Source organism: Halalkalibacter okhensis, from assembly GCF_000787375.1.
GTDB lineage: Bacteria > Bacillota > Bacilli > Bacillales > Bacillaceae_D > Halalkalibacter > Halalkalibacter okhensis.
The window spans coordinates 299,629-325,174 of record NZ_JRJU01000001.1 but is presented as its reverse complement, the minus strand read 5'-3'; the positions used below and the strand labels follow the sequence as shown (position 1 = coordinate 325,174).

The following is a 25,546-nucleotide window of genomic DNA, read 5'->3' as shown; positions in this document are numbered from 1 at the left end:
AATGATTCAAGTCTTGTTAGTGGATGATCATGAAATGGTACGAATGGGTTTATCAGCATACTTATCTACGTTACCAGATATAAAAGTTATAGGGCAAGCAAGTAATGGAAGGGAAGGAGTTAACGCAGCATTAGAGCTTCAACCTGATGTTGTGTTAATGGACTTAGTGATGGATGAGATGGACGGGATTGCTGCTACTGCAGAAATTATCAAGGAACGACCAAGTTGCAAGGTGATTGTACTTACGAGCTTTATTGATGATGAGAAAGTGTACCCGGTTATTGAAGCTGGTGCATTCAGTTACTTACTTAAGACATCGTCGGCAATCGAAATCGCTGAGGCGATCCGTGGAGCAGTAGAAGGTAAGTCCGTTGTGGAAGCACAGGTCACAAATAAGATGATGAATCGCATGCGAGGTAATAAAGAAAAACCATTGCATGATTCACTTACTCCACGAGAAAGAGAAGTGCTTGAGCTTGTTGGGGAGGGAAAAAGCAATCAAGAAATTGCAGAAACTCTCTTCATTGGGATTAAAACCGTCAAAACCCATGTGAGTCATATTTTACAAAAGCTTGAGTTAGAAGACCGTACTCAAATGGCTGTTTATGCGCATCGGTCTGGATTGGTAAAGTAGAAAACATGCAGGGAGTAGTTTGCTGCATGTTTTCTTTTTTTATAGGTTATTTTCGCAGGGAGGTGCTTAGCTTCCTCGGCTACACCTGTTGGTTTAAAGCCCGCTGAAAAGGTAAAAATCGTACCAAAGCAAAATTCGAGGAAGTAGCAATGGCTCCACACGTTGCGCGCCTGCTACGAGAAACATGAGCCTCCTAAAGTCGGCTGCCGGTGCAAAGCAAGTTTGCACCTATGAAACCCACTCGTAGCAGCCTTAAGACAAAGCAACGGTTCCGCTCATTGCTTAAAGCCCGCTGAAAAAGGTGAAAATCGTACCTTTTTCAGCGGGCTTTTTATTAACCAACTTTGAATGTCGTGACAAATGAGGGACGTGGGAAAATGGTAGTAGGTAATGCTTGCTGTGTTCCACGTTTCTTGTGTGCATTCTCATACGATTTGGATGTTTGCCAGTTCTTGAATGAATCCTCATCATCCCAAATTGTCATGATGGCGTATGTATCATCACTAACAGGACGTAAAATCCGGATTGCTTGGAATCCAGGCTCCCCATCTACTAATCCAGCGCGATTACGAAAACGTTCTTCAAAAGAAGGACGTCCTTCTTCACTTACTGGAATGTTGTTGATCACAACAAACCCTTTGTTATGAATGGTTCCCGTTTCGCTCAAGATGTCATAATGTTTTGCTGTACTAAGTTCAGAGACTTCTTCAACATAAACAAATTGTCCCGTTTCTCCTTGCATTATAATGCCATTAAGTTGTGGTGTGTCGTTATTCATTTGTACAATACTAGCATTTTTCACTTGAGGCACCTCCTATAATCGAACGTTGAAACGAAAAGTAGATTCTATTCGTAAATAAGTTTAGCTGTAGAAGATTTGCTTTGCAACTGTTATGAACTAGTAATAGAGGGGTATAGTAGTTAAGAGAGAGAGGAATGCCTCAAGAGTCCTGAACTAGGAGGCAATGGATGGAACCGTTAGGATATGTGTGGATCCATCTTTTTAGGGGGTGTATTTTTTGAAAAAGAAAATGTTCTTAGGGTTACTAGCTGTTGTAGGAATGACGCTTTTTGCTCTTATCATTTATTTAAGTGTTATACTCGCAGGGAAATATGTAATAGATGATCAAAAACTAGTCATGAAAGCAACGACGTCTCTAGTTGATCAAAGTGGAGAGGTCTTAACCCAACTTTATATTGAAAATAGAGAGCCGGTTGCCATTAGCGACATACCTGATTATGTACAGGAAGCCTTTATATCTGTGGAGGATGTGCGTTTTTATGACCATCAAGGGATAGACATTCGCGCTATTGCAAGAGCATTATATCGGGATTTGCTAGCTGGAGCTAAAGTTGAGGGAGGAAGCACAATCACTCAGCAACTTGCCAAAAATGTCTTTTTGACAAATGAAAAGACATTATTAAGAAAAACGAATGAAGTATTAATTGCTATGAATTTAGAACGAAGATATAGCAAAGATGAACTGCTCGAAATGTATTTAAACCATATCTATTTTGGTCATGGTGCCTATGGGATACAAGCTGCGTCAAATTTGTACTTTAATAAAGATGTACAGGAGTTATCAAAGGAAGAAGGGGCTCTCCTTGCCGGGTTACCAAAAGCCCCAAACTCATTCTCGCCTATTACTAATCCGGAGCAAAGCAAACAAAGGCGAGATCTCGTCTTAACCTTAATGGAGAGGCAAGGCAAATTAACAGCTGCAGAGGCTAAGCATTTACGGGGACGAACAGTTGTAGTGAACCAAAATCGGCTGACGGAAAACGAAGCCTATTTAACGTATATTGATATGGTGCTAGATGAAGCGCGGGATCGTTATCACTTAACGAATGAAGAAGTTCTGACTGGAGGCTATCAAATCGTTGTCCCCATGAACAAAGAAGTTCAAATGGATTCTTTTCAAAAGCTACAAGACGATCGCTATTTCCCAAATGGCAATGAGGATGCAGAAGCAGCTATGGTTCTCCTGGATTCAAAAACGGGAGGAGTTCTCGCCGTGCAAGGTGGCCGGGAGTATGTCAGAAAAGGGTTGAATCGTGTGAATGTGCAAAGACAACCTGGGTCTGCTATTAAGCCTCTAGCCGTTTATGCACCAGCAATGGAGCTTGGGACATATCACCCCTATTCGTTGCTTGTTGATGAATTAATTGAGTATGACGGTTATACTCCGAGAAATTATAATCAAGAATATGTAGGACAAATGACGATGTATGATGCCATTACTCATTCCTCTAATGCACCAGCTGTTTGGTTGATGAATGAAATTGGGATTGACACATCCGTTCAAGCGCTGGATCGGTTTGGAATTCACACAAATGACAGGGGACTAGCTATTGCGTTAGGAGGATTATCAGAAGGGGTAACCCCTCTTGAACTCGCTTCTTCCTACAGTGTCTTCGCTAATAACGGGAGTCAAGTTGAACCGTTTTTTATTAAGGCTATTTACACCCAAGATGGAAAGCAACTAAATGGTGAAGAGAGTAGAAGTGAGAAGGTAGTATCGCCTCAAACGTCATGGTATATGACGAGAATGCTTGAAGCTGTAGTAAACACTGGTACAGGGAAAAGTGGAGAGGTCCTGAGTCCTCTTGCTGGAAAAACGGGTACAACCTCATATCCAGGTACAGAAGGGGCTATTATGGATGCCTGGTTCGTCGGTTATACGCCGGCTGTTGTTGGGGCCATCTGGATGGGCTATGACACGACTACAAGTGAGCAACATCTTCTTGGAGGGAGCGCGTACCCTACTGTATTATATAAAGATATAATTAATTCCATTCCTGCTCAGTTGCGTGGGGGTGCATTTGAGAAGCCTGATGAGGTCGAGGAGCTTGCACCACCTGTTGAACTCCCTTCAATTGATGACTTAACAGCTACTTTTTCAATTGGAGGAAGAGGATTGTCTAGTATTCATCTTAATTGGAGTGGCAAAACTGATGAGAGAATCTACTATCATATTTATGAGTATACTGAAGGTGAAAGAACGCTGATGGCGACAGTAGTTGGGCAAACAGAGTTTTTTATTAACAGCAAAAACCCATTTTCTTCAAAAAAATATGAAGTGGTTCCATATAATTCGATCACCGATCAAGAAGGAATGAGTTCAAATGTAGCAGAGGTGAAGTTTAGATTAGGTTTTCATTAACGCTTGGCTGGCTTAAGAAGTCAGAGGTGGATCCAAAAAGAGCCAAATAAGACTTTAGGGATCCACCCCTATAGAGCTAAGTCAATAAATAGGTAAGTGTTCTTTTGAATGGGGAAGGAGAATGTATGAACGATGTCTCTTGTCTCAATATCTGTATATAAATCAGAAAGGAAGCCTCTTTGGTTTACTTCCATGTTAATAATATTTTGAAGGAAGTATGGCCGCCAGCTCCAATTTTTATTGCGAAAGCGATGGTTGATTTTCCAATTTGATTGATCGTGATTTACATGATTTCCTGATAGCTGGTACCCGAGTCGGTTGCAAATATAGATTCGAAAGCAACTAGAAGGTAAAAGGCTATAGATACTCTCGATAAAACCATCATAATTCTTTTTTGTATGGCTAATATTTACGATGTTCTTTTTCATCAATATGTTTAAGTTTTCTTCTAAAATGGATTTATCATGTAAGTGGGCGATCTTTCCTTCGATCATGGACTCCAATTGGTGATGAAAGAGATGAAGGCAATCCATTTCTTCAATGGGCATAGCTTTGGGCTCTGAAAAGTAATATCCTTGATAATATTGGGCCCCATGCCACCAGGCGTTCTTAAGAAGCTCGATCGTCTCAATTCCCTCTAATAGAAGCTCAGCACCAATCCTTTGTGAAAGAATCGAAAGGGCATGCAAAACGTCACGGTGGGATTGACTAGTAACGCTTTTTTGGACGATGGAGAGATCAATTTTTAAAATGTTCGGTCGTAACGAAGCAACTCTTTCTAGGTTACTAAATCCTTTCCCTAAATCATCAACAGCAATTTTGCACCCTAGTTCACGGTATTTAGTTAATCTCTGTAAGAACAAAGAGTTATGATCTGAGAAATTAGCTTCAGTGATTTCTAAAACGAAGTGATGTGGTTTCAAGTCGTTTTTTGTTTGTAACACCTTTACCACTTGCTCATAAAAGAGTGTGTCCTCATCCTCTGTAAAAAAGCTTGGGTTAATATTGAAAAAGTAGCTCTTGTTAGAAAGTGATGCATGTTCAATCATTTCTAGTGATTTCGTTCGCACGCAACGATCTGCATATTTCTTACTGTCAAGATTCACTTTATCATTTTGAAAATAACTACCTAGGCTATAGATTGTACTAGCAACTTGATAACGACCTAATATTTCATAGCCGACAATAGATTGTTGATCGGCTCCAATAATGGGTTGATAGAAAGGGATGATTAGTTCTGCGCATAAAGGTGTAGGAATGGTGAATGTCATCTTTCTCCTCCTATAATCGTCACTGTTATTTATTCTAACAAAAGACGATGCTAATTGGTTTTGTTTGTATGATTATCTAACAAGGTTTCATCCAGAAATGGGGTCAACCATTCAAGGCCACTGAAAAAGGTGAAAATCACCTTTTTCAGAGGTCTTCAAACATTCATCTATTTTATGACAGTTGTTCTGATTGTCTATACACGTCTAGATTCGGTCATTATAGTAAAAGTTGTATAAAATGCTTTTTTGAATGTATTCAAGTAAAATAGGAATGAAAGATATATAAAGGAGTGGCAGAATGGATCAGAAGATGTTTAACGATACTTTTTTAAAGGCCTGTAGAGGAGAAGCTCATGATCATGTACCTGTTTGGTATATGCGACAAGCAGGAAGATCCCAGCCTGAATATAGAAAAATTAAAGAGAAATACTCTCTTTTTGAGATTACACATCAACCGGAACTATGTGCGTATGTGACTAAACTACCTGTTGATCAATATAATAACGATGCAGCTATTTTGTATAAAGATATCATGACACCGTTACCAGCTATTGGAGTAGATGTAGAGATTAAGTCTGGTATTGGTCCAGTGATCGATAATCCAATTCGGACGAAAGCAGATGTTGAAAGATTAGGAACCATTAATCCCGAAAAGGATGTTACATATGTATTAGACACGATCAAGCTGTTGCGTGAACAATTAACGGTTCCATTAATTAGTTTTGGAGGAGCTCCATTTACTCTTGCTAGTTACATGATTGAGGGAGGTCCATCTAAAAATTACAATAATACAAAAGCATTTATGTATGCCGAACCAGAGGCATGGCACTTATTAATGGATAAGTTAGGCGACATGACCATTACATATGTGAAATCACAAATTGCTGCGGGTGCGCAAGCGATTCAGATTTTCGATTCATGGGTAGGGGCGTTAAATGTAGCTGATTATCGCACATTTGTGAAGCCGGTTATGAACCGTATTTTTGCAGAACTTAAGCAAGAAAATGTACCACTTATTATGTTTGGTGTAGGAGCAAGTCATCTAGCGAATGAATGGAATGACTTACCATTAGATGTCGTAGGTCTTGATTGGCGCTTATCGGTACAAGAAGCGAGAGAGTTAGGTATTAAGAAGACCGTTCAAGGGAATTTAGACCCTGCTATTTTGTTAGCTCCATGGAATGTGATTGAAGAACGTGCGAGAGAGATATTAGATCAAGGAATGAAAAATCCTAACTTTATATTTAATCTCGGACACGGTGTCTTTCCAGAAGTTAGTCCAGATACGTTAAGGAGATTAACAGCTTTTGTCCACGATTATTCAAAGAACAAGATGTAACTTGAGGTGAGTTGAATGAAGAAAAAAATAGGTTTATTAGTCATGGCTTATGGAACGCCAAGAAAGAAAGAAGAAATTGAACCGTATTATACTCATATCCGTAGAGGACGGAGACCTTCTGATGAAGCGTTAGAAGACTTGACGGAGCGCTATGAAGCTATTGGTGGAATTAGTCCTTTAGCTAAAATTACAGAAGATCAAGCATATGGCTTAGAAGCACAATTAAATCGTGAATTTGAGGATCTTGAATTTAAAGCGTACCTAGGTTTGAAGCATATTGATCCGTTTATTGAGGATGCTGTAAAGCAAATGAAAGAAGATGGGATTGAAGAAGCTGTTAGCTTAGTCCTTGCGCCACACTTTTCTACCTATAGCGTGAAGTCTTACAATGGCAGAGCCAAGGAGGAATCAGCTAATGTAGACGGTCCCACAATCTATAGCGTTGATAGCTGGTATGATGAGCCGTTGTTTATAGATTATTGGGTAAATCAAGTGAAACAAACAGTAGCTAAAATTGAGGATAAGGACAAGTCCTGTGTCATCTTTTCAGCGCATAGCTTGCCTGAGAAAATTACGAAAATGGGTGATCCTTATCCAGATCAATTGCAAGAAACAGCTGACTTGATTGCTGAAAAAGCTGGAATTAAGAATTATACCATTGGATGGCAAAGTGAAGGGAATACCCCTGATCCTTGGCTAGGTCCGGATGTTCAAGATTTAACGAGAGATCTTTATGAAGAACATGGGTATACGTCGATGGTTTATTGTCCGGTTGGGTTTGTAGCTGATCATTTAGAAGTGCTTTACGATAATGACATTGAATGTAAGGTCGTAACAGATGAGCTTGGTATTGATTATTACCGTCCTGAGATGCCAAATGCGAAACCAGAATTTCTTGAATGTTTAGCAACAATTGTCAAAAAAAAGCTAGCAGAGAGTAGTAGTGAATTTTTGTGATGCGAAAGGGTAAAAGAATAGCGATCATTGGTGGTGGAATGACCGGGATGGCTGCTGCTTTCAAGCTGGAAAAAGCAAGAGCGAGTGGTGCAGACATTTCCTATGACTTGTATGAAAAAAGCGAGAGACTTGGTGGGAAGATTCAGACAGTGCGTGAAAATGGATTTGTGATTGAGCTGGGTCCGGATTCTTACTTAGCAAGAAAGGATTGCATGACAAGGCTAGCAAAAGAAGTTGAGTTAGAAGATGAACTTCTTTTTAATGATTCAGGACAAGCCTATGTTTTGAAAGGTGAGACCCTTCATCCAATCCCTGGTGGAGCAATTATGGGCATTCCGACAGAGATTAAGCCATTTTTACATACAAGTTTGTTCTCACCAATTGGGAAGTTAAGAGCTGCTGGCGACTTTTTTTACCCACGTGTCACGGCTAAAGATGAGGATATCTCTCTTGGCCACTTCTTTCGTCTGAGATTAGGAAATGAAGTGGTTGATAATCTCATTGAGCCACTTTTATCTGGTATTTATGCCGGAAATCTTGATAAGTTAAGCTTGAAAGCTACCTTTCCTCAGTTTTTGCAAGTTGAGCAAAAACATGGTAGTCTCATACGTGGAATGAAAGGCGCAAAGGGGAAGCAACCTAACTCGCAATCGGAGGCTGGCAAAAGTAAAGGGATGTTTTTGTCATTTAGAAGAGGATTACAGTCCTTCATAGATGCCATTGAGGCAAAGCTCGACCCTAGCTCAGTTCATAAATCAAGTGAGCTCACAAAGGTAGTAAAGCAAGAAAACCATTTCCAGCTAAGCTTTGCAACTGGTGAAAATGCGATATATGATGCAGTCATTGTTACGACCCCACCAATGGTAACGGCGAACTTATTAATGGATTATCCATATTTTAATTATTTTCATGAGATGGAATCAACAACCGTCGCGACGGTTGCTCTTGCCTATAAGAAGGATAAAGTCACATGTCCATATGAAGGAACGGGATTTGTTGTATCAAAGAAAAGCAATCACACCATTACGGCTTGTACATGGACACATAATAAATGGCAGCACGCTACTCCAGAAGGTTATGCACTGCTTCGAGCCTACGTAGGGCGAGCGGGTGATTCGGCGATTGTTTCTCGATCAGATGAGGAAATTTTACGTGCGGTTCTTTATGATCTTAAGCAAATCATGACCATTGAAGGCGACCCAGAGTTTTTCATTATTAAACGTTGGCCTAGTTCGATGCCACAATACAATGTTGGTCATACATATAAAATCGCAAAAGTGAAAGAAGATATCGTCCGCAATTTGCCTGGTTTGTATCTTGCAGGTGCAGGTTATGATGGCATTGGGTTACCAGATTGTATTTCTCAAGGAGAGGCAGTTGTAGAACAAATTCTAAATAGGTGATAAATCATTAAGGTTTTATCTCATTTCTTATGCTCGTTTGGCTACGAAGAACTATGAGGGTACTAGAAAAGGAAGATTTTTAGAGAGCACTGAAAACGGACGTTTGTTCCTTTTTCAGTGCTCTCTTACACATAAAAATAGAAAGGAGACAGATGGTTGGAAAATTCTACTGATCAATTAAGTGTTATCGATGAGGCTGATTTACTTTCAGAGCTGCAAGTCCTTCATTGGATGGTCCCCCCTCATTTCGTTGTATATGAAAACCATTCCATACGAGACATGCTTGAGTTGATGCAGCATAAAAATATCGATTTAATCGTCATTAACCAAGATCATGAAATAGTCGGGATTATGACTCAACAAATGATGAATCGTCTTTATGCAAATGGAATATCAATTGAACGTCAAATTGATATAGACTGGCTTGAGACACCTCCGACTATTACTCCAGATGCATCGATTTTACAGATCTCCTTAACGCAAAAAGTGGTTCCAGTTGTAAACCAAAATCAGAAATTAGTTGGTTCGATAAGCTTACGTGAAGTATTGATGGCAAAAGAATTTTTAATCAGCTCGATCCAGCATAATGTGAATGTCATTGATATTATACTAGATATTGCTTATGAAGGGGTTGTTCTTGTCGACCGCAACGGCTTTGTCGTGAAATTGAATCAAGCTTATCGGAATTTTTTAGGGATTTTATCAGATGAGGTTATAGGGAAACATGTTACAGAAGTCATTGATAATACAGAGCTCCATATTACGGCCAAAACGGGTGTTCCACAAAGAGGGAAAGTTCAAGTAATTCAAGGTCAAAAAATGATTGTTCACCGCATTCCGATTTGGCAAAATAATGAGCTAGTTGGTGCGATTGGGATGTTGATTTTTGAAGGGGTTTCAGAGTTGTACCGTATTTTAGAACATGCCACTCAAACAACGAAAGATCATCCTTCTTCACTTACTGCTAGTAAGGAGACAAGGAAAGCTGAATTGTCTTCTATGAACACTTTTGATCGAATCTTAGGTGTAAGCGATGAAATGTATGCTTGCAAAAGACTTTCAAAAAAAGCGGCCAAGACCAATGCAACCGTATTAATTACTGGAGAAACGGGAACAGGAAAAGAAATATTTGCCCAAGCAATTCATCAATCAAGTGGAAGGTCAGAAGGCCCTTTTGTGGCTATTAATTGTGCAGCTATCCCTGAAAATCTACTTGAATCAGAATTATTTGGGTATGTGGAGGGAGCATTTACAGGAGCCAAAAAAAGTGGAAGTCAAGGAAAGTTTGAATTGGCTAATGGGGGAACCATTTTTCTTGACGAAATCGGAGACATGCCTAAGCATATGCAAACCAAAATTCTTCGTGTATTAGAAGAGAGAAAGGTCATGAAAGTAGGAGGGAGCGAAGAGATTCCTATCAATGTAAGAGTGATTGCTGCCACACATCACACACTACATGAAAAGGTGAAGGAAGGAGCGTTTCGAGAGGATTTATATTATCGGCTTAATGTCATTGAATTAGAAATTCCCTCATTAAGAAGACGTCGAGCAGATATTCCGATTCTTTTTTCTCATTATTTGAAACAATTTTCCAAAGAAAATAATGTAGAAGTAAAAAAGGTGGATCCAAAGGCAATGGAATTATTGATGTCTTATGATTGGCCAGGTAATATTCGGCAACTTCTGAATACGGCAGAACAACTTGTTACGTTAGTTGATGGAGAAGTCATTAAGCCGATCGATCTCCCTTCAATTATAAAAGATCAACAAAGGAATATAAATGTACCACCACTTAAATTAGAGAGAAGCGAGAAAGAAAAGCTCTTGATCGAGCAAATCTTAGAAGAGGTTGGAGGAAACAAGACTGAAGCGGCTAAGCGTTTAGGGATTCATCGAACCACGCTTCATAAGAAATTAAAGCAATACAATGTAAAATAGTGTAGCGAAAAAGATACATATCTACAGATGTGTATCTTTTTCGCTACACTTTATTTTCTTTCTTTTCGTTATATATGGCATATTTTCAACAATGAGAAAGTTGGCACATATTTTGCATTGTCATAAATGAAAGCAAAAAGGAGGAATTAAGATGAATGTAGCAACAGTCCACTTGCCTAAAAGTATCTTCTATGGACAGGGCAGCTTTACAAAAGTCGGAGAAGAGACTGTAAAGCTAGGGAAGAAGGCACTTCTAATTAGTGATTATGTAATGAAAGAATTAGGAAATTTAGAAAGATGTCATTCTTTGCTTGAGAATTCAGGTGTTGATTTTGTTGATTATTTAGAAGTTGCAAGTGAACCAACGGATAAATATGTTTATGAAGCGCTTGAACTAACGAAGGCAGAACAATGCGACGTGATCATAGCTTTAGGTGGAGGGAGTTGCATTGATACAGCAAAAGCTGTAGCCGTTTTAGCAACAAACGGTGGAGAAATTAGTGACTACATGAATTTGCAAACGCTAGCAAAAGTGAATCCTTTGCCATTAGTAGCGATTCCTACAACGGCAGGTACTGGTTCAGAGGCAACCGATGTGACGGTGATTACTAATACAAGTAATGATGTAAAAATGATGATTAAACAACCTGCATTTATGCCAGAGATTGCGATCGTGGACCCTGTTTTGACGGTTTCTTCACCTAAAAATACGACGTCTGCAACTGGAGTAGATGCCTTAACTCATGCGTTGGAAGCCTATATCTCTAAAAAAGCACATCCATTTACGGATCATATGGCGCTATCAGCAATCAAACTTATAACAGAAAATATATTAACCGCTTATCACAATGGAGCAGATGTTGAAGCGAGGGATAAGATGATTTACGGTTCGATGCAGGCTGGAATCGCATTTTCAAATGCTTCGGTTTGCCTAGTCCACGGGATGTCAAGGCCAATAGGGGCGCTATTCCATGTTCCTCATGGTATATCAAATGCGATGTTATTGCCTGCGATCTTAGAATATACAAAAGATTCATGCATCACACGTTTAGCAGAAATAGGACAATTTTTATATCCGGAGGTGAAAGGGTTTACAGATGAGGCGATGGCTGATAAAGTCGTTACAACTATATTAGAGCTATGTCAAAGCTTGAATATCCCTAATTTAAAAACATGGGGTGTGGATGAAAAAGAGTTTGAAGTAGTTCTTGGAAAAATGGCCAAAGATGCTATCGAGAGTGGAAGCCCAGCAAATAACCCAAAGGTTCCTACAGAAGAAGAAATTATATCTTTGTATCGTCAAGCTTATGTATACGAACATTTATTGAAGAAAGTGTAGTTAACACTTTTTAGGGGGAAACAAGATGTTGAGCATGATTGGGTTATTTGTCGCACTAGGTCTTCTAATCTTTCTAACTATGAGAGGAATTAACATTATTGTTGCAGCATTGCTTTGCTCGATTGTACTTGCCGTAACAGGAGGGTTAAACCTAAATACAGCAATGGCAGGCTACTATATGGAAGGGTTTACGGGTTATTTTGCGAATTGGTTTTTGATCTTTCTTTTAGGGGCTATTTTTGGAAAGGTAATGCAAGATACAAAGTCAGCAGAATCAATTGCTAATTGGGTCAGTCGAACAATGGGACCTCAATGGGCTGTATTTGCCGTCGTAGGTGCCTGCGCGATTATGACATACGGTGGAGTAAGTTTATTTGTAGTAGGCTTTACCGTTTATCCCATTGCTGTTTCGTTATTTAGATTAGCTAATTACCCGCATAGATTTATTCCGGCAGCATTGGTATTTGGGTCAATCTCTTTTACGATGACATCACCAGGATCGCCTGAAATTCAAAATTTAATTCCAACAGAGTTCTTTGGTACGACACCTACTGCAGGTGGATGGGTTGGGGTTTTTACAGGGGTATTTATAGCAGTAGTTGGTGGATTATGGTTACGTTTTTTAGTTAGAAAGGCAATAGCAAATGGAGAAGTCTTTGAATTACCAAGATCTAGCCCGTTCTATTCTGTTGAAAAACCCGAAGAGGAAATCGCTGCTACAACGGAGAAGAGCTTACCAAATGCATTTTTGGCTATCTTGCCACTGATTATTGTGATTGCGGTACTCAACATACTTTCGTTCTATATGGCACCAAAGACAGCGGCGCTTGTCGCGTTAATACTTGGTATCTTATCGGTTTGGGGATTTAACTATAAATTTGTTCAAGAATACTGGCAGTCATTAGCGGTAGGCACCCAAAATTCGCTAGTAGCCATTGCTAATACTTGTGCAGTTGTGGGATTTGGAAGTGTGGCTGCTCAAGTATCTGCTTTTGATACATTTATTAATGCTCTTGTAAATATTTCAGGTCCACCACTCTTAGGTTTAGCTATTGGGGTAACCATTATTTGTGGACTCACAGGCTCAGCATCAGGTGGACTGGGAATTGCTCTGCCTTTATTAGCACCGATCTACTTAGCAAAAGGGATCGATCCTGGTTCGATGCACCGGATTTCGGCGTTAGCCTCAGGGGGATTAGATTCCTTGCCACATAACGGTTACGTCGTTACAACAGTTAGAGCGATTTGTGGAGAAACACATAAGAGAGCTTATTTACCGATCTTTTGTGTAAGTGTTATTTTACCGACAATTGCGCTAATTTTAGCGATTGTATTATATTCTTTATTTTATATTTAATTAAATGAAAAGGGGTTTTGAAAATGACTGTAACAACAACATCTGTATTAAAAAATTATATTAATGGTGAATGGGTTGAGTCGGTGGCAACTGATTTTGAGGTGGTTCCAAATCCAGCAACAGGAGAAGAAATTGCTCGTGTGCCACTTTCTACAAAGGAAGATGTCGACCTTGCAGTAAAAACAGCAAAAGAAGCCTTTAAAACGTGGAAAAAGACTCCGGTTCCTAAAAGAGCTCGCATTTTATTTAAATATCAACAACTTTTAATGGAAAACTATGAAGAACTTGCTAGTTTAATAACGAAAGAAAACGGTAAGTGTTATGATGATGCTTATGGAGAAGTACAAAGAGGAATTGAATGTGTTGAATTTGCAGCAGGGGCACCTAGTTTAATGATGGGAGAAATGTTACCTGATATCGCTACTGGCATTGAATCAGGGATGTATCGTTATCCAGTCGGAGTCATTGGGGGAATTTCACCATTTAATTTCCCGATGATGGTTCCTTGTTGGATGTTCCCTTTAGCGATTGCTTGTGGAAATACGTTTGTGTTAAAGCCGTCTGAGCGCACGCCGTTACTTGCAGAGCGCTTAGTGCAACTATTTACAGAAGCTGGCTTACCTCAAGGTGTGCTGAACTTAGTTCATGGGGCACATGATGTTGTAAACGGATTACTAGAGCATAAAGATGTTAAAGCTATTTCATTTGTAGGATCCCAACCAGTAGCTGAATATGTTTATAAAACAGGTGCTAGTTATGGAAAGCGAGTTCAAGCATTAGCAGGTGCGAAAAATCACTCGATCGTTCTAGCTGATTGCAATATGGAAAAGACGGTACAAGGAATTGTTGGTGGAGCATTTGGAAGTGCAGGTCAGCGTTGTATGGCTACATCTGTAGTCGTGGTGACAGAAGATATTGCAGATGAGTTAATTTCAAGATTAAAAGAAGCAGCAGATCAATTAGTATTAGGGGACGGTTGTGATAAATCTGTTAATCTTGGTCCGGTTATTCGTCAATCGCATTTAGATAAGGTTAACGCTGCGATTGAAGAAGGAATAGAAGAAGGAGCTACACTTGTACGTGATGGCCGTCCAGATGGTCAGGACCTTGATGGGTTCTTCTTAGGGGCAACGATTTTTGATAATGTAACGACAGAAATGAATATTTGGAAAAACGAAATCTTTGCACCTGTTTTATCGATTGTTCGTGTGAAAGATTTGACAGAAGCGATTGAAGTGACAAATGAATCTGATTTTGGGAATGGTTCTGTATTGTATACCGATAGTGGGGCAGCTGTTCGTCAGTATCGTGAGGATATTGAAGTAGGTATGCTTGGAGTGAATGTGAATGTACCAGCACCAATGGCATTCTTCCCATTCTCTGGTTGGAAAAATTCATTTTACGGAGACCTTCATGCAAACGGAAAAGATGGACTGAACTTTTATACAAGAAAGAAGATGTTAACAGCACGTTGGTAAGAAATAGTGGGGATTGCCCTTTTAAGGTCAAATTTGACCTTGAAGGGCAATCTTTATTTTTACTTCCATTTTTCAATTCGAGCCATACGCTCTTGATGTTCTTGTGAGTAATTTTGTTGTCTTACCATTTGTTCTAATTGTTTCCCTGTATATTGACGTTTCTTAATAGTAATCGTAAATAAGATAAAATGAAATGTCATCAAAGATGCCTCCTGTAATTGGTCATTTTAGGTGAGGCCTTTCACCTGTTCGTACCAGCCTTGTAAAACAATCCCTTTTAGAAAAATCATATTCATTACCTCCTTATTCGTAATTTTGTATTAGATTTATTGCATAAATTTGTGAATCTGTTGATTATGGTATTCGTCTAACTTTTGTTGTCTCACTAAACGTTCGAGTTCCTCACCAGTATACTTTCGTCTTTTAATAGTGATTGTGAAAAGTAAAAAGGAAAAAGTCATGTGATCACCGCCTTTCTTTTTGAAGGATAAGTAAAAATTTCTATTATTTGGAAGTTTAATTAGGCACAAAAAACCACAGGAAAACGTTCCTGTGGCTAAAATGATACAAGAAAGCCACAGGTATACGTCCTACCTGCGGCTTGAATAATCAGCTTCCAAATAGAAATTTAAAAAAGATCTAGTTTGAGGCTGGCAGGTTTTGAACGCATGATAGATGAAGTTAATGCGGGTTTACATAATCCTTTAATCATTTTGTTCAACCTCCTTTGCTCTCAAATTTGCTTTCATAAGGAATTATATCCAATGTTTGGTAAGATGTAAACATAAAATGTGAATTTTTTTTGCCTATTTTCACAAAAGGTTGACAATAGACTAAAACCGCTCAAATCCAACAGGATTCGAGCGGTTCAAATTTTATTGATTTAAAATCGCATCTAGACGAGAAGTATCAACAAAGCCAGTAAGGTCTGGGTCTTTATCCATAAATTTTAATTCATAAGAAGCATCAGCCCAAGCTTGTAGTGCCTCAGGGTGTGTTTCTGTTGTAACTGCCATACGAGTCCATGCTTTCTCAAGAACCGTTTCTGGTAGGCGATTCTGTGTTAAATCAAACAGGTGATCGTTAATCGTTGTTAATGTATCTTCTGTATTTTCTTGTGTGTAATCAACGGCTTGCTTATGACCACGTAATACAGCATCAACAGCTTCAGGATTCTCTTCTAAGAATTTTTTAGACGTAACAACAACAACACTTGCTAATTCTTCTCCTAAGAAAACATTATTCCATTCTGTAACAACATTGGCATTTAGCTCTTCTACAAGGTATGTGCCCCAAGGCTCTGGTGCAGCAGCTGCATCAATTTGTCCTTGCTCAAACATCGCAACCATGTTTGCAGGTGCAATACGTGATTGGTGTTCAACCGTTCCACCAACACGGTTTGATTCTAAACCAATGTCTTTTAACATCATTTCAAGCTGAACATTGTGTGTGCAACCATTACCAGGAGTACAGAATGACTTTCCACCAAAATCCTCAAGTGTTTCAATGCCAGAGTCTTCGCGAGAAACAATCAATGTAGCTCCATTGGCTGCAGCCCCAAGTACAACAATATCTCCACCAGTTAGGAAGTAGTTAATAGCTGGACCTGGTCCAACATAACCAATGTCTAAATTACCTGTTTCTAGTGCTTCGATGAAGTCATTTCCGTTAGGGAAGTGAGTATATTCAGCTCCTCTTTCGCCTAATTCATCATCAAAGTATCCTTTTTCTTTTCCAATAATAGCAGCAGCATGATCAAGATTAGGAAAATAACCAATACGTACGTCACTTTCTGTGTCTGAACCACTTGTGTTTCCTGCTCCACACGCAGTTAATGCTCCAAGCATTAATGCGATACCAGTTGCTTTAAACCATTTCTTCATCGTATTCTCTCCCTTTTTTTATAAATGACTTAATGATCTATTTTGCATATCCCCAACGACTAAGTACTTTCCGTTCAATTGGATTAAAAATACAATACTCAACAATAAGACCAATGACAGCAATGATGATCATAATAGCAATGACTAATTCCATGTTAAAGAAGTCACGTGCATCAAGAAGTGTCCGGCCAAGCCCACCTCTACCAAGAAGCTCTGCGGCCATCAATGCACGCCATCCAAATGCCCAGGATAAACGAACCCCTGTTAGTGCAGATGGAATCGAAGCAGGAATCATTACTTTCCAGATTAATTCATACCCTTTATAACCCATTGTGCGTGCTGCGCGAATAAGGAGCGGCTGGACATTTTTTATCCCCATTCTGACGTTCATCGTCATTGGCCATGTCCCCCCAAGAACGATAACAAAAAGGATGGCTGTTGTTCCTCCTTGAAACATAACTAAGGCCAAAGGTAACCAAACGATACTTGGCACGGATTGTAGGGCGACAACAAGTGAACCAAGGGTCTCATCGGCAAGTTTAGAAGTAGCTAATATAATACCTAAAATAGAGCCGATGATCACAGCTAAGGCAAACCCTAAGCCAATACGTCCTAAACTTGTTGTTAAGGCAGCAGTTAAGATACCAGTCTCGAAAAACCCTTTATATAACTCTACAAATGAAAGAAGGGGAGACGGGAACATTCTTGTACCAAAAGCATCAAGTCTATATATGATCTCCCATATCGCGATGAGAGCTGTAAAGAAGAGTAGCCTTCTGACTATGGTAATCATCACCCATTTCCTCCTTCATCACTTTCTCAATTTCCCCTGCAAGTTGTTTGCTAATTTTTTCTTCTAATGCAGCGAATGCTTCATCAGAAGGTTTTCTTGGGCGAGCAAGAGGAACGTCAAAAACATTAATAATTCCACCAGGTCTAACACCCATTAAAACAATTCGATCTGATAATAAGATAGATTCACGAATATTATGAGTAACAAAAATAATGGTTTTTCCTGTTTGCTCCCAAATGTATTGTACTTCTTTATGGAGCATCGATCTTGTTTGCTCATCTAACGCTCCAAATGGTTCATCCATTAATAATACTTCTGGATCCATTGCTAGAGCTCGTGCAATCGAGACACGTTGCTTCATTCCACCTGAAAGTTCATGTGGATAAGAGTCTACGAATTTGCTAAGATGTACAAGCTTGAGATATTCAATAGCCCGTTCTTTTGCTTCCTTTTTGCTGTAACGTTTCTTTATCCCAAACATCACATTATCAAGCACAGTCATCCATGGCATAAGTGCCGCTTCTTGGAAGACAACCCCTCGGTCAACACCAGGGCCTGTCACTTTGCGATCTCCAACTAATACAGCGCCACTACTTGCTTGGTCTAACCCAGCAATGATATTTAATAATGTGGATTTTCCGCAACCAGACGGCCCTAGCAAAGAAACAAACTCACCTGATTTCACATGTAGGTCAATATTATCGAAAACGGTATAGGATGTTTGCTCATCTTTATTTTCAAAAGTCTTCCCGACGCTTGTAATTTTTACATCAGACATCGTATCCCTCCTCATTCAAGGAATTTCTTTACAATTCATAGCGATTTAGTAGGTTTTAGCTGATATTTAGTATATGTAGAAGTTCGGCATCTGTCAATTGTTTTCTTAGATTTCCGAGTTGGTTAGTGAGGATTATGTATCGTATAATTAGGTAAGAATTCATGTGAACGTGAAAGAGACATGGTTTCTATTCGTTACTTTGTGGTAAGATAATCCATGTAATGGACAGAGCGATTCTTATTTTAATGGAGGACAAGGGAGAGACTGAAATGGATAACCAATTAGATGTCTTAAAGGCGCTTAGGCAAACACGTCATGATTGGTTGAACGTTATGCAGTTAATAAAAGGGAATTTAGCACTTAAACGATACGATCGCATTGAAGAAATTATTGATCAAGTGACACAACAATCGATTTGCGAGAGCAAAATTTCAGAAATACAGGCAGCTAGTGTTGTGTATTTTCTTTTAACGTATAATTGGTTCAGCAGTAAACTGAAGTTAGAAATAGATGTTGCAGGGGACGTCTTTTCACTTGAAAAAGATGAAGTTCGTATGCTGCGATTATGTAAGCAAATTACGGAGAAGCTAACAGAAGGAAGTTCAACAGAGTCCGAAAATAATTTGTTACTTACATTTTTATTCACAGACATCGAGTGTAAAGTAACATTTGATTTTCAAGGGTCATTACAAATGAAAAAGGAAGACTGGCTTGATTTTCTAAGCGAATGGGAGCCAAACGTAGAGCTAGTGGAAATGGACGAGTCTGAATGTGTATTAGTCGCTAGGTTTATGAGAAGTTGAGGTGAAAGATATGTTTGTAGATAAGGTAAAAGTATATGTTAAAGGTGGAGACGGTGGAAATGGACAAGTCTCATACCGAAGAGAGAAGTATGTGCCTGATGGTGGACCTGCAGGTGGAGATGGTGGTCGTGGGGCAAGTGTTGTTTTTGAAGTAGAAGAAGGGTTACGGACTTTGATGGATTTCCGTTATAAACGCCATTTTAAAGCGTCAAGAGGGGAACACGGAAGGCCAAAAAATCAACACGGAAAAAATGCAGAAGATATGGTTGTGAAAGTGCCACCGGGAACGACAGTTATTGATGAGGCAACTGGTCAAATTATTGCTGATTTAACTGAGCATGGTCAAAAAGCTGTGATCGCTAAAGGTGGTAGAGGAGGACGAGGGAATACTCGTTTTGCTACACCGGTTAATCCGGCCCCTGATATTGCTGAAAATGGGGAACCAGGTCAGGAACGAGATGTTGTACTTGAGTTAAAGGTTCTAGCGGATGTTGGATTAGTTGGCTTTCCTAGTGTTGGTAAATCAACGTTGCTTTCAGTAGTATCTGCTGCTAAGCCGAAAATAGCTGATTATCATTTTACGACGATTACACCGAATTTAGGGGTCGTGGCGACAGAAGACAATCGCAGTTTCGTTATGGCTGATTTGCCAGGATTAATTGAAGGTGCACATGAAGGAGTCGGATTAGGTCACCAATTTTTACGACATATCGAACGAACACGAGTCATTGTTCATGTCATTGATATGTCAGCATTAGAAGGCCGAGATCCCTATGAAGACTTTTTGATGATTAATGATGAGTTGAAGCAATACAACTTGAGATTGCTTGAACGTCCGCAAATTGTTGTAGCTAATAAGATGGACATGCCTGATTCCGAAGAAAATTTAAAGCTATTTAAAGAAAAGCTTAACGACCAATATCCAGTCTTTCCTATTTCTGCAGTAACCAAAAAAGGACTACGTGATCTTCTCATAACGATTGCAGATAAGATCGAAGAAACGCCAGAGTTCCCTCTATATGAAGAAACAGAGGAATCTACTCGAGTTATTTATCGCCACGAGAAAGCTCAAGTTCCATTTGTTATTACAAGAGATGACGATGGTACATTCGTATTGTCAGGTGCTGAACTTGAAAAGTTGTTTAAAATGACGGATTTTTCACGAGACGAATCCGTAAAACGTTTCGCTAGACAAATGAGAGGGATGGGCGTCGATGATGCTCTTCGTGAAAGAGGAGCCAAAGACGGAGATCTTGTTCGAATTATGAAGTTTGAGTTTGAGTTTATAGATTAAATAAGACGATATCTAAAAAAACTGTCTCTTCTATGGAGACAGTTTTTCACTGTTAAAAGACATTTTTTGTTGTCAAAAAGTTTCGGCAATTTTATAATGAAACATAGCTCTTCGTTGAAAGAAGGTGAATAGGATATATGACATCAAGAAAATCATTTTATCTCGTACGTGAGGATATGCTAACAGAAGCAATGGAAAAAACGTTAGCAGCTAAGGAGCTGCTGGAGCTAGGTAAAGTGAAAAAAATAAATGAGGCAGTAAATAAAGTTGGACTTAGCCGAAGTGCTTTTTATAAATATAAAGACGGAATCTTCCCTTTTCATAAAGTAGTGAAGGAAAAGATCATTACTCTATCAATTATTTTGGTCGATCGCTCAGGTTCGCTTTCACAGTTATTAGGGAAAGTTGCAGAAACAGGTGCCAATGTATTAACCATAAATCAAACAATTCCCTTACAAGGAAGGGCTCATATGACGTTATCCATAGATACGGCTCCAATGAAACTAGATTTAGATGAGCTCATGGATTGGATTGTAGGATTAGAAGCAGTAGAAAAAGTGGAACTAGTAGGGACTGGTTCATAGGAGGGAGTTTGGACACATGAAGATTGGGTTTTTAGGACCAAAAGGGACATTCACAGAAATGGCGGCTAGAGGATTATTTGAAACAGGTGATTTCATCCCATTTCGGACGATTCCTTCGTGCATGGATGCAGTTGCTACAGAAGAAGTACAGGTTGCTGTTGTACCGGTTGAGAACGCCATTGAAGGTTCTGTTAATATGACATTAGATTATTTAATTCATAAACAAAGGTTGCCTATTATTGGGGGAATTACTGTTCCAATCGAGCAACATTTATTAGTGAACCCGGATTATCAAGGGGAAAAAATTGATAAAATAGTCTCTCATCCACATGCAATTGCCCAATGTCACGAGTTTTTGCAAGCCTACTACCCAAATGCAGAATGGGAGTATATGAATTCTACAGGAGCCGCAGCTGAATATGTGAAGAATCATCCTGACTTAGCTATTGCAGCGATCGCTAATGAAACAGCAGCGCAAGAGTATCAGTTAAAAATGGCGCATACGAACATCCATGATTTTGAAAACAATGGAACAAGCTTTGTCGTCTTAAGTAAGGAGTCAGTTGGTGTATCTTACAAAGGTTCGGCGTATACAGAAGACAAAACGACATTAATGGTGACGTTGCCTTCAGATTACTCAGGAGCACTTCATCAAGTACTCTCAGCTTTTGCTTGGAGAAAATTGAATTTAACGAAAATTGAATCCCGACCAACAAAGACAGGATTAGGGAATTATTTCTTTATCATTGATGTGGAAGGTGCGATGGACGATGTGTTAATACCAGGAGTGGTTTCTGAAATCGAAGCCCTGGGTTGCGGAGTCGACATTCTTGGCAGTTACCCATGTTACACAATGGCACGAAACAAAGCGAATGTATAAGTCACATCCCCCTGCCTGGTTTTGGCAGGGGGATGTGACGAAGGAACCAGCGCGATCTTGGGTGGTTCCATTCTTTTAAAAAGTCCCCCTGCCTGGTTTTGGCAGGGGGATGTGACGAAGGAACCAGCGCGATCTTGGCTGGTTCCATTCTTTTAAAAAGTCCCCCTGCCTGGTTTTGGCAGGGGGATGTGACGAAAGAACCAGCGCGATCTTGGCTGGTTCTCTTTTTATGTTTGTATAAAAAAGTCAATCGCTTAAAATAAATCCTTTTTTATTAAGAGCCTCGATTGCTGCATCAAGCTGACTAGCATGATCACCTTCAATAACATGAAGGTGGACCCCATCGGTTAATTCCGATAACAATGACGATTGAGTTTGCTCTACCTTTTTACAAAAAGCTTCCACATCTAAGCGAGTGGACAGCATAAGGGAAGCAGTGATTTCACCATAAATGGCATGCTCGACAATGACTTGCTGAACTGTAACACCATGGTCTACTAAAGTAAATAATTCCTCCATTGTTTCTGATGGAGAGTGTTTGCAGGCAATAATTCGATTCACTTTGGGAGAAGGTGTTTGTTGAACATAAATGTATCCTTGTGCAGTAGCGATAATTGGATGTTTTTTCGCTTTTAGGATTGAAATGTCCTGTACAATGACTTGTCTACTTACATTTGAACGTTTTGCGAGCTCTCCACCTGTTAGTGGTTCCGCACAGTTTGACAACCATTGAATAATTAACTCTCTTCTTTTGTCACCTAAGATTTTCTTTCCGTCATTCACTTGCATCAAGCCCCTTAAATTCTAACAATATTTGTTTAAAAGTATTAATAAATTTTATCACTTCATCTTCAGTCGTGTAGCGGCCAAAGGTGATTCGAATTAGTTCATGAGCTTCATGGTGTTTCCGGCCTAAACTAATTAATGTGCGAGGTGGATCACTTTCCCCTACTCTACATGCAGAACCAGTCGAAATGGCAAAGCCTTTACGGTTGAACTCAAGCATCGCTAGCTGTCCTTCGATTCCACTAATTCGCAAGCTTAAATGAAAAGGAAGACGTTCGATAGGGTGGCCTTCAAAATAAATATGACGATTATTCCTAAATTCATCTACGACTTTTTCCTTTAATGCTAGTAAGCGTTTCATATCTGCTCGAGCGAGGGGGTGATACTCTTCCACTGCAGCTGCGAATGCAGCTATACCTGGAACATTGACTGTTCCTGCTCTAAACCCACTTTCATGGGTTGTACCGTGTAAAAATGGGGTCCAAGGAACCTGTTTATCTAAATAAGTAGCACCTACCCCTTTGGGCCCATAGCATTTATGTGCGGTCATACTAATACTTGTTAATACATCAATAGGAATAGGGAGCTTCCCAAAAGTTTGAACACAGTCACTATGAAAAAGTATATCATTATTAGCTAAAAAAGTACCAAGGGCCTTTAAATCTTGAACAGTGCCTATCTCACTATTGGCATGGGCAATCGATACTAAAATGGTGTCGGGTGTAATAGTGGCAGTAAGCTGTTCTAGAGTAACCTGTCCATATTCATTAACGGGGACATAAAGAATCGTAAACCCAAAATCTTTTAAATAATTTAGTGCCTGCAGTACTGAATGATGTTCGCCTTCGGTCGTTACAATTGTCTTTCCTTTCTGCTGATGGGCAAAAGCTAATCCTGTTATTGATAGAAAAGTCGCCTCAGAACCAGAACCTGTAAAGTAAATTTCATTGCTATTTACATACAAGGCTTCTGCAATGGTTTTACGACTTAAAGCAAGAATATCGTCACTTTCTAACCCATGATTATGCAGACTACGGCTATTAGCAAAAAAATCCGTAGCCACGCGATTATACGTTTCTAGCGCATAAGAGGACATGGGGGTTGTTGCGCTATAATCAAAGTAAATCAAAAAAAAGACCTCCTCAACTCGAAGGACTAAAAAAATTAAAGTCTTTTTTAGTTCCCTTCTCTACTACCCAATATTTCCCTATTTAATCAAAAAAAAGCGCTTGTCACAACTCTTATTTTATGTAAAGATAGGTGACAAGACAACTGTAAATTTAATAGGGGGATAGGAATGGCTACTAAGACAGTCGATGCTATTATTATCGGAAGTGGTATTGCGGGTCTTATGACGGCTCATTTGTTAGCCGATCATATGAATGTGATGATTATCACAAAGTCGGACGTTGCTTCAAGTAACTCCAGCTGTGCTCAAGGAGGTATGGCTGCGGCTCTTGGGACAGAGGATGATTGGAGGACACATCTTGCTGACACGATAAAAGCTGGAGCTAATCATCATAACGAAAGCCATGTTGAGATGCTAGTAAAACGAGCGCCGGCTATGGTGAAGTTTCTGGACCAAATAGGGGTTCCATTTGATAAGGAGAAAGATGGCTCATTTCGTTTAGGGATGGAAGGGGCTCATCAAAATCGTCGTATTGTCCATGTGAATGGTGATAAGACTGGCAAAGCTTTTACGGAGGCATTAATAAATGCCGTAAGAGCTAAAGTAGAAATCCTTGACCACACAATGGTGACAAAGCTAGTTTCAAAAAACGGAAGAGTCATCGGGGTACAAACAGACAAACGAAACATATTTACAAAAGCAACCGTACTAGCTACTGGAGGTCTCGGTCAACTTTATCAGCATACTTCAAATGTTGATGAAGCGACAGGTGATGGCTTTGCTCTTGCTTATCGTGCGGGTGCAACATTAACAGATATGGAGTTCATTCAATTTCATCCAACACTTATGAAAGTTGGTAAGGATACAATAGGGCTAATTAGCGAAGCTGTACGTGGTGAAGGAGCTAAACTTATTGATAAGAATGGAAAAAGATTGATGGATGATTTTCCATTAAAAGAATTGGAGTCAAGAGATATTGTTAGCAGAGAAATTCATAAAGCTTTACAAAGTGGAAATGAAATTTATTTAGATTGTCGAGACATACCAGGATTTAAACATAGTTTCCCAGGGTTGGCTGAGCGCTGCGAAAAAGCGCACATTGATCCAAGCGTTACCCCTATAGCAGTTGTACCAGGGGCCCATTTTGTGAGTGGAGGAATTGAGACAGATTCATTCGGTCGAACTTCAATAAAGGGATTATATGCGGTAGGAGAGGTAGCTTGTACAGGTGTTCATGGAGCAAACCGTCTTGCAAGCAATTCGTTATTAGAGGGTTTGGTATTCGCCGAGCAAGTAGCGAGTGATATTCAAAGTGTTCAGTCAAAATTTCAGTTAGTTTATTCAGAGGAGGAATCTAACATCACAGTTTCATGTCATTTGCCCTCTATATCGGATATTCAAATTCGTATGACTAAATTTGTTGGGATTGAGCGTGATCTGACAGGTCTTTCGGAAATGAAAAGATGGCTTGACCAATACTTGCCGTATGCACACCGAATTTCGAAAGCGGATTCGCGCGTGACGATAGAGTGTAAAAATATGCTTATTGTGGCTGCTTTAGTTACAGAGGGAGCGTTTCAACGGACTGAAAGTAGAGGTGGTCATTATCGTTTGGACTTTCCGAAGAGGAATGATCAACTATGGTCAAGAACATACATTTCCTTATCGAAAGAAAAAGGTCCACACATTTCAACAGAAAAGCGACATCTTTTACTTGAAAATATGTAGGGGGAGAG

At 39.5% G+C, this 25,546-nt stretch carries 23 protein-coding genes; 14 read left to right on the top strand and 9 right to left on the bottom strand.

What is annotated here, in order from left to right:
- The first annotated feature begins 1 nt into the window (after window position 1).
- Window positions 2-634: a response regulator gene (locus LQ50_RS01635; protein WP_034625291.1), complete on the top strand. Its 633-nt coding sequence runs from the start codon at window positions 2-4 to the stop codon at window positions 632-634.
- A gap of 334 nt (window positions 635-968) precedes the next feature.
- Here the strand turns inward: LQ50_RS01635 and LQ50_RS01630 are convergent, their stop codons facing one another.
- Window positions 969-1,412, bottom strand: coding sequence for an antibiotic biosynthesis monooxygenase family protein (locus LQ50_RS01630; RefSeq protein ID WP_084138586.1), 444 nt, complete (start codon window positions 1,410-1,412; stop codon window positions 969-971).
- Between the two features lie 241 nt (window positions 1,413-1,653).
- Between LQ50_RS01630 and LQ50_RS01625 the strand changes: the two genes are divergently transcribed.
- Window positions 1,654-3,798, top strand: coding sequence for a transglycosylase domain-containing protein (locus tag LQ50_RS01625; RefSeq protein WP_308417907.1), 2,145 nt, complete (start codon window positions 1,654-1,656; stop codon window positions 3,796-3,798).
- 68 nt (window positions 3,799-3,866) lie between these two features.
- Here LQ50_RS01625 and LQ50_RS01620 read toward each other — a convergent pair whose 3' ends face one another.
- Entirely contained in the window at window positions 3,867-5,069 is a 1,203-nt protein-coding gene (locus tag LQ50_RS01620) for an EAL domain-containing protein (protein ID WP_034625285.1), read from the bottom strand.
- Between the two features lie 298 nt (window positions 5,070-5,367).
- Here LQ50_RS01620 and hemE point away from each other — a divergent pair, with 298 nt between their 5' ends.
- The 7 genes from hemE to LQ50_RS01585 all read left to right on the top strand — a co-directional run bounded on the left by hemE (window position 5,368) and on the right by LQ50_RS01585 (window position 14,880).
- On the top strand, window positions 5,368-6,408 hold the full coding sequence (gene hemE / locus LQ50_RS01615) for a uroporphyrinogen decarboxylase (protein WP_052144519.1): 1,041 nt from the start codon (window positions 5,368-5,370) through the stop codon (window positions 6,406-6,408).
- Between the two features lie 15 nt (window positions 6,409-6,423).
- Window positions 6,424-7,365, top strand: coding sequence for a ferrochelatase (gene hemH / locus LQ50_RS01610; RefSeq protein WP_034625282.1), 942 nt, complete (start codon window positions 6,424-6,426; stop codon window positions 7,363-7,365).
- Window positions 7,365-8,768 (top strand): protoporphyrinogen oxidase, encoded by a 1,404-nt coding sequence (gene hemY / locus LQ50_RS01605; protein ID WP_034625278.1) that lies wholly within the window; start codon window positions 7,365-7,367, stop codon window positions 8,766-8,768. Before hemH ends, hemY begins: the two co-directional genes overlap by 1 nt.
- Window positions 8,769-8,924: 156 nt before the next feature.
- The gene (locus LQ50_RS01600) at window positions 8,925-10,706 is read left to right on the top strand and encodes a sigma-54-dependent Fis family transcriptional regulator (protein WP_052144518.1); all 1,782 of its coding nucleotides are present in this window, start codon (window positions 8,925-8,927) and stop codon (window positions 10,704-10,706) included.
- Between the two features lie 151 nt (window positions 10,707-10,857).
- Entirely contained in the window at window positions 10,858-12,045 is a 1,188-nt protein-coding gene (locus tag LQ50_RS01595) for an iron-containing alcohol dehydrogenase (RefSeq protein ID WP_034625276.1), read from the top strand.
- A gap of 25 nt (window positions 12,046-12,070) precedes the next feature.
- Window positions 12,071-13,402 (top strand): GntP family permease, encoded by a 1,332-nt coding sequence (locus LQ50_RS01590; RefSeq protein WP_034625273.1) that lies wholly within the window; start codon window positions 12,071-12,073, stop codon window positions 13,400-13,402.
- 23 nt (window positions 13,403-13,425) lie between these two features.
- On the top strand, window positions 13,426-14,880 hold the full coding sequence (locus LQ50_RS01585; protein ID WP_034625271.1) for a CoA-acylating methylmalonate-semialdehyde dehydrogenase: 1,455 nt from the start codon (window positions 13,426-13,428) through the stop codon (window positions 14,878-14,880).
- Between the two features lie 59 nt (window positions 14,881-14,939).
- Here LQ50_RS01585 and LQ50_RS24750 read toward each other — a convergent pair whose 3' ends face one another.
- The 5 genes from LQ50_RS24750 to LQ50_RS01570 all read right to left on the bottom strand — a co-directional run bounded on the left by LQ50_RS24750 (window position 14,940) and on the right by LQ50_RS01570 (window position 18,334).
- Complete coding sequence (locus tag LQ50_RS24750; protein WP_084138580.1) at window positions 14,940-15,080, bottom strand: YrzI family small protein; 141 nt, start codon at window positions 15,078-15,080, stop codon at window positions 14,940-14,942.
- A gap of 126 nt (window positions 15,081-15,206) precedes the next feature.
- Complete coding sequence (locus LQ50_RS24745) at window positions 15,207-15,341, bottom strand: YrzI family small protein (RefSeq protein ID WP_084138579.1); 135 nt, start codon at window positions 15,339-15,341, stop codon at window positions 15,207-15,209.
- Window positions 15,342-15,755: 414 nt separating this feature from the next.
- Window positions 15,756-16,763 (bottom strand): aliphatic sulfonate ABC transporter substrate-binding protein, encoded by a 1,008-nt coding sequence (locus LQ50_RS01580; RefSeq protein WP_034625268.1) that lies wholly within the window; start codon window positions 16,761-16,763, stop codon window positions 15,756-15,758.
- A 37-nt stretch (window positions 16,764-16,800) separates the two neighbouring features.
- Window positions 16,801-17,556, bottom strand: coding sequence for an ABC transporter permease (locus tag LQ50_RS01575; protein WP_034625265.1), 756 nt, complete (start codon window positions 17,554-17,556; stop codon window positions 16,801-16,803).
- Window positions 17,489-18,334, bottom strand: coding sequence for an ABC transporter ATP-binding protein (locus LQ50_RS01570; protein ID WP_034625263.1), 846 nt, complete (start codon window positions 18,332-18,334; stop codon window positions 17,489-17,491). The genes LQ50_RS01575 and LQ50_RS01570 overlap by 68 nt, the downstream gene beginning before the upstream one ends.
- 269 nt (window positions 18,335-18,603) lie before the next feature.
- On the opposite strand from LQ50_RS01570, the gene LQ50_RS24200 reads away from it, so the two are divergent.
- The 4 genes from LQ50_RS24200 (at window position 18,604) to pheA (ending at window position 21,895) form a co-directional block, all read left to right on the top strand.
- Window positions 18,604-19,137, top strand: coding sequence for a Spo0B C-terminal domain-containing protein (locus LQ50_RS24200; RefSeq protein ID WP_052144517.1), 534 nt, complete (start codon window positions 18,604-18,606; stop codon window positions 19,135-19,137).
- Window positions 19,138-19,147: 10 nt separating this feature from the next.
- Window positions 19,148-20,431: a GTPase ObgE gene (gene obgE / locus LQ50_RS01560; protein WP_034625434.1), complete on the top strand. Its 1,284-nt coding sequence runs from the start codon at window positions 19,148-19,150 to the stop codon at window positions 20,429-20,431.
- A 137-nt stretch (window positions 20,432-20,568) separates the two neighbouring features.
- Window positions 20,569-21,015: a transcriptional regulator ThrR gene (thrR, locus tag LQ50_RS01555; protein WP_034625261.1), complete on the top strand. Its 447-nt coding sequence runs from the start codon at window positions 20,569-20,571 to the stop codon at window positions 21,013-21,015.
- A 16-nt stretch (window positions 21,016-21,031) separates the two neighbouring features.
- Complete coding sequence (gene pheA, locus LQ50_RS01550; protein WP_034625259.1) at window positions 21,032-21,895, top strand: prephenate dehydratase; 864 nt, start codon at window positions 21,032-21,034, stop codon at window positions 21,893-21,895.
- A gap of 246 nt (window positions 21,896-22,141) precedes the next feature.
- Here the strand turns inward: pheA and LQ50_RS01545 are convergent, their stop codons facing one another.
- Together LQ50_RS01545 and LQ50_RS01540 are read right to left on the bottom strand one after the other, a co-directional pair.
- Window positions 22,142-22,684 carry a transcription repressor NadR gene (locus tag LQ50_RS01545; protein ID WP_034625257.1) on the bottom strand — a complete coding sequence of 181 codons (543 nt, stop codon included), beginning with the start codon at window positions 22,682-22,684 and terminating at the stop codon, window positions 22,142-22,144.
- Entirely contained in the window at window positions 22,671-23,810 is a 1,140-nt protein-coding gene (locus LQ50_RS01540; protein ID WP_034625254.1) for an IscS subfamily cysteine desulfurase, read from the bottom strand. The genes LQ50_RS01545 and LQ50_RS01540 overlap by 14 nt, the downstream gene beginning before the upstream one ends.
- A gap of 168 nt (window positions 23,811-23,978) precedes the next feature.
- On the opposite strand from LQ50_RS01540, the gene nadB reads away from it, so the two are divergent.
- Window positions 23,979-25,538 carry an L-aspartate oxidase gene (gene nadB / locus LQ50_RS01535; RefSeq protein ID WP_034625251.1) on the top strand — a complete coding sequence of 520 codons (1,560 nt, stop codon included), beginning with the start codon at window positions 23,979-23,981 and terminating at the stop codon, window positions 25,536-25,538.
- The last annotated feature ends 8 nt before the right edge of the window (window positions 25,539-25,546 follow it).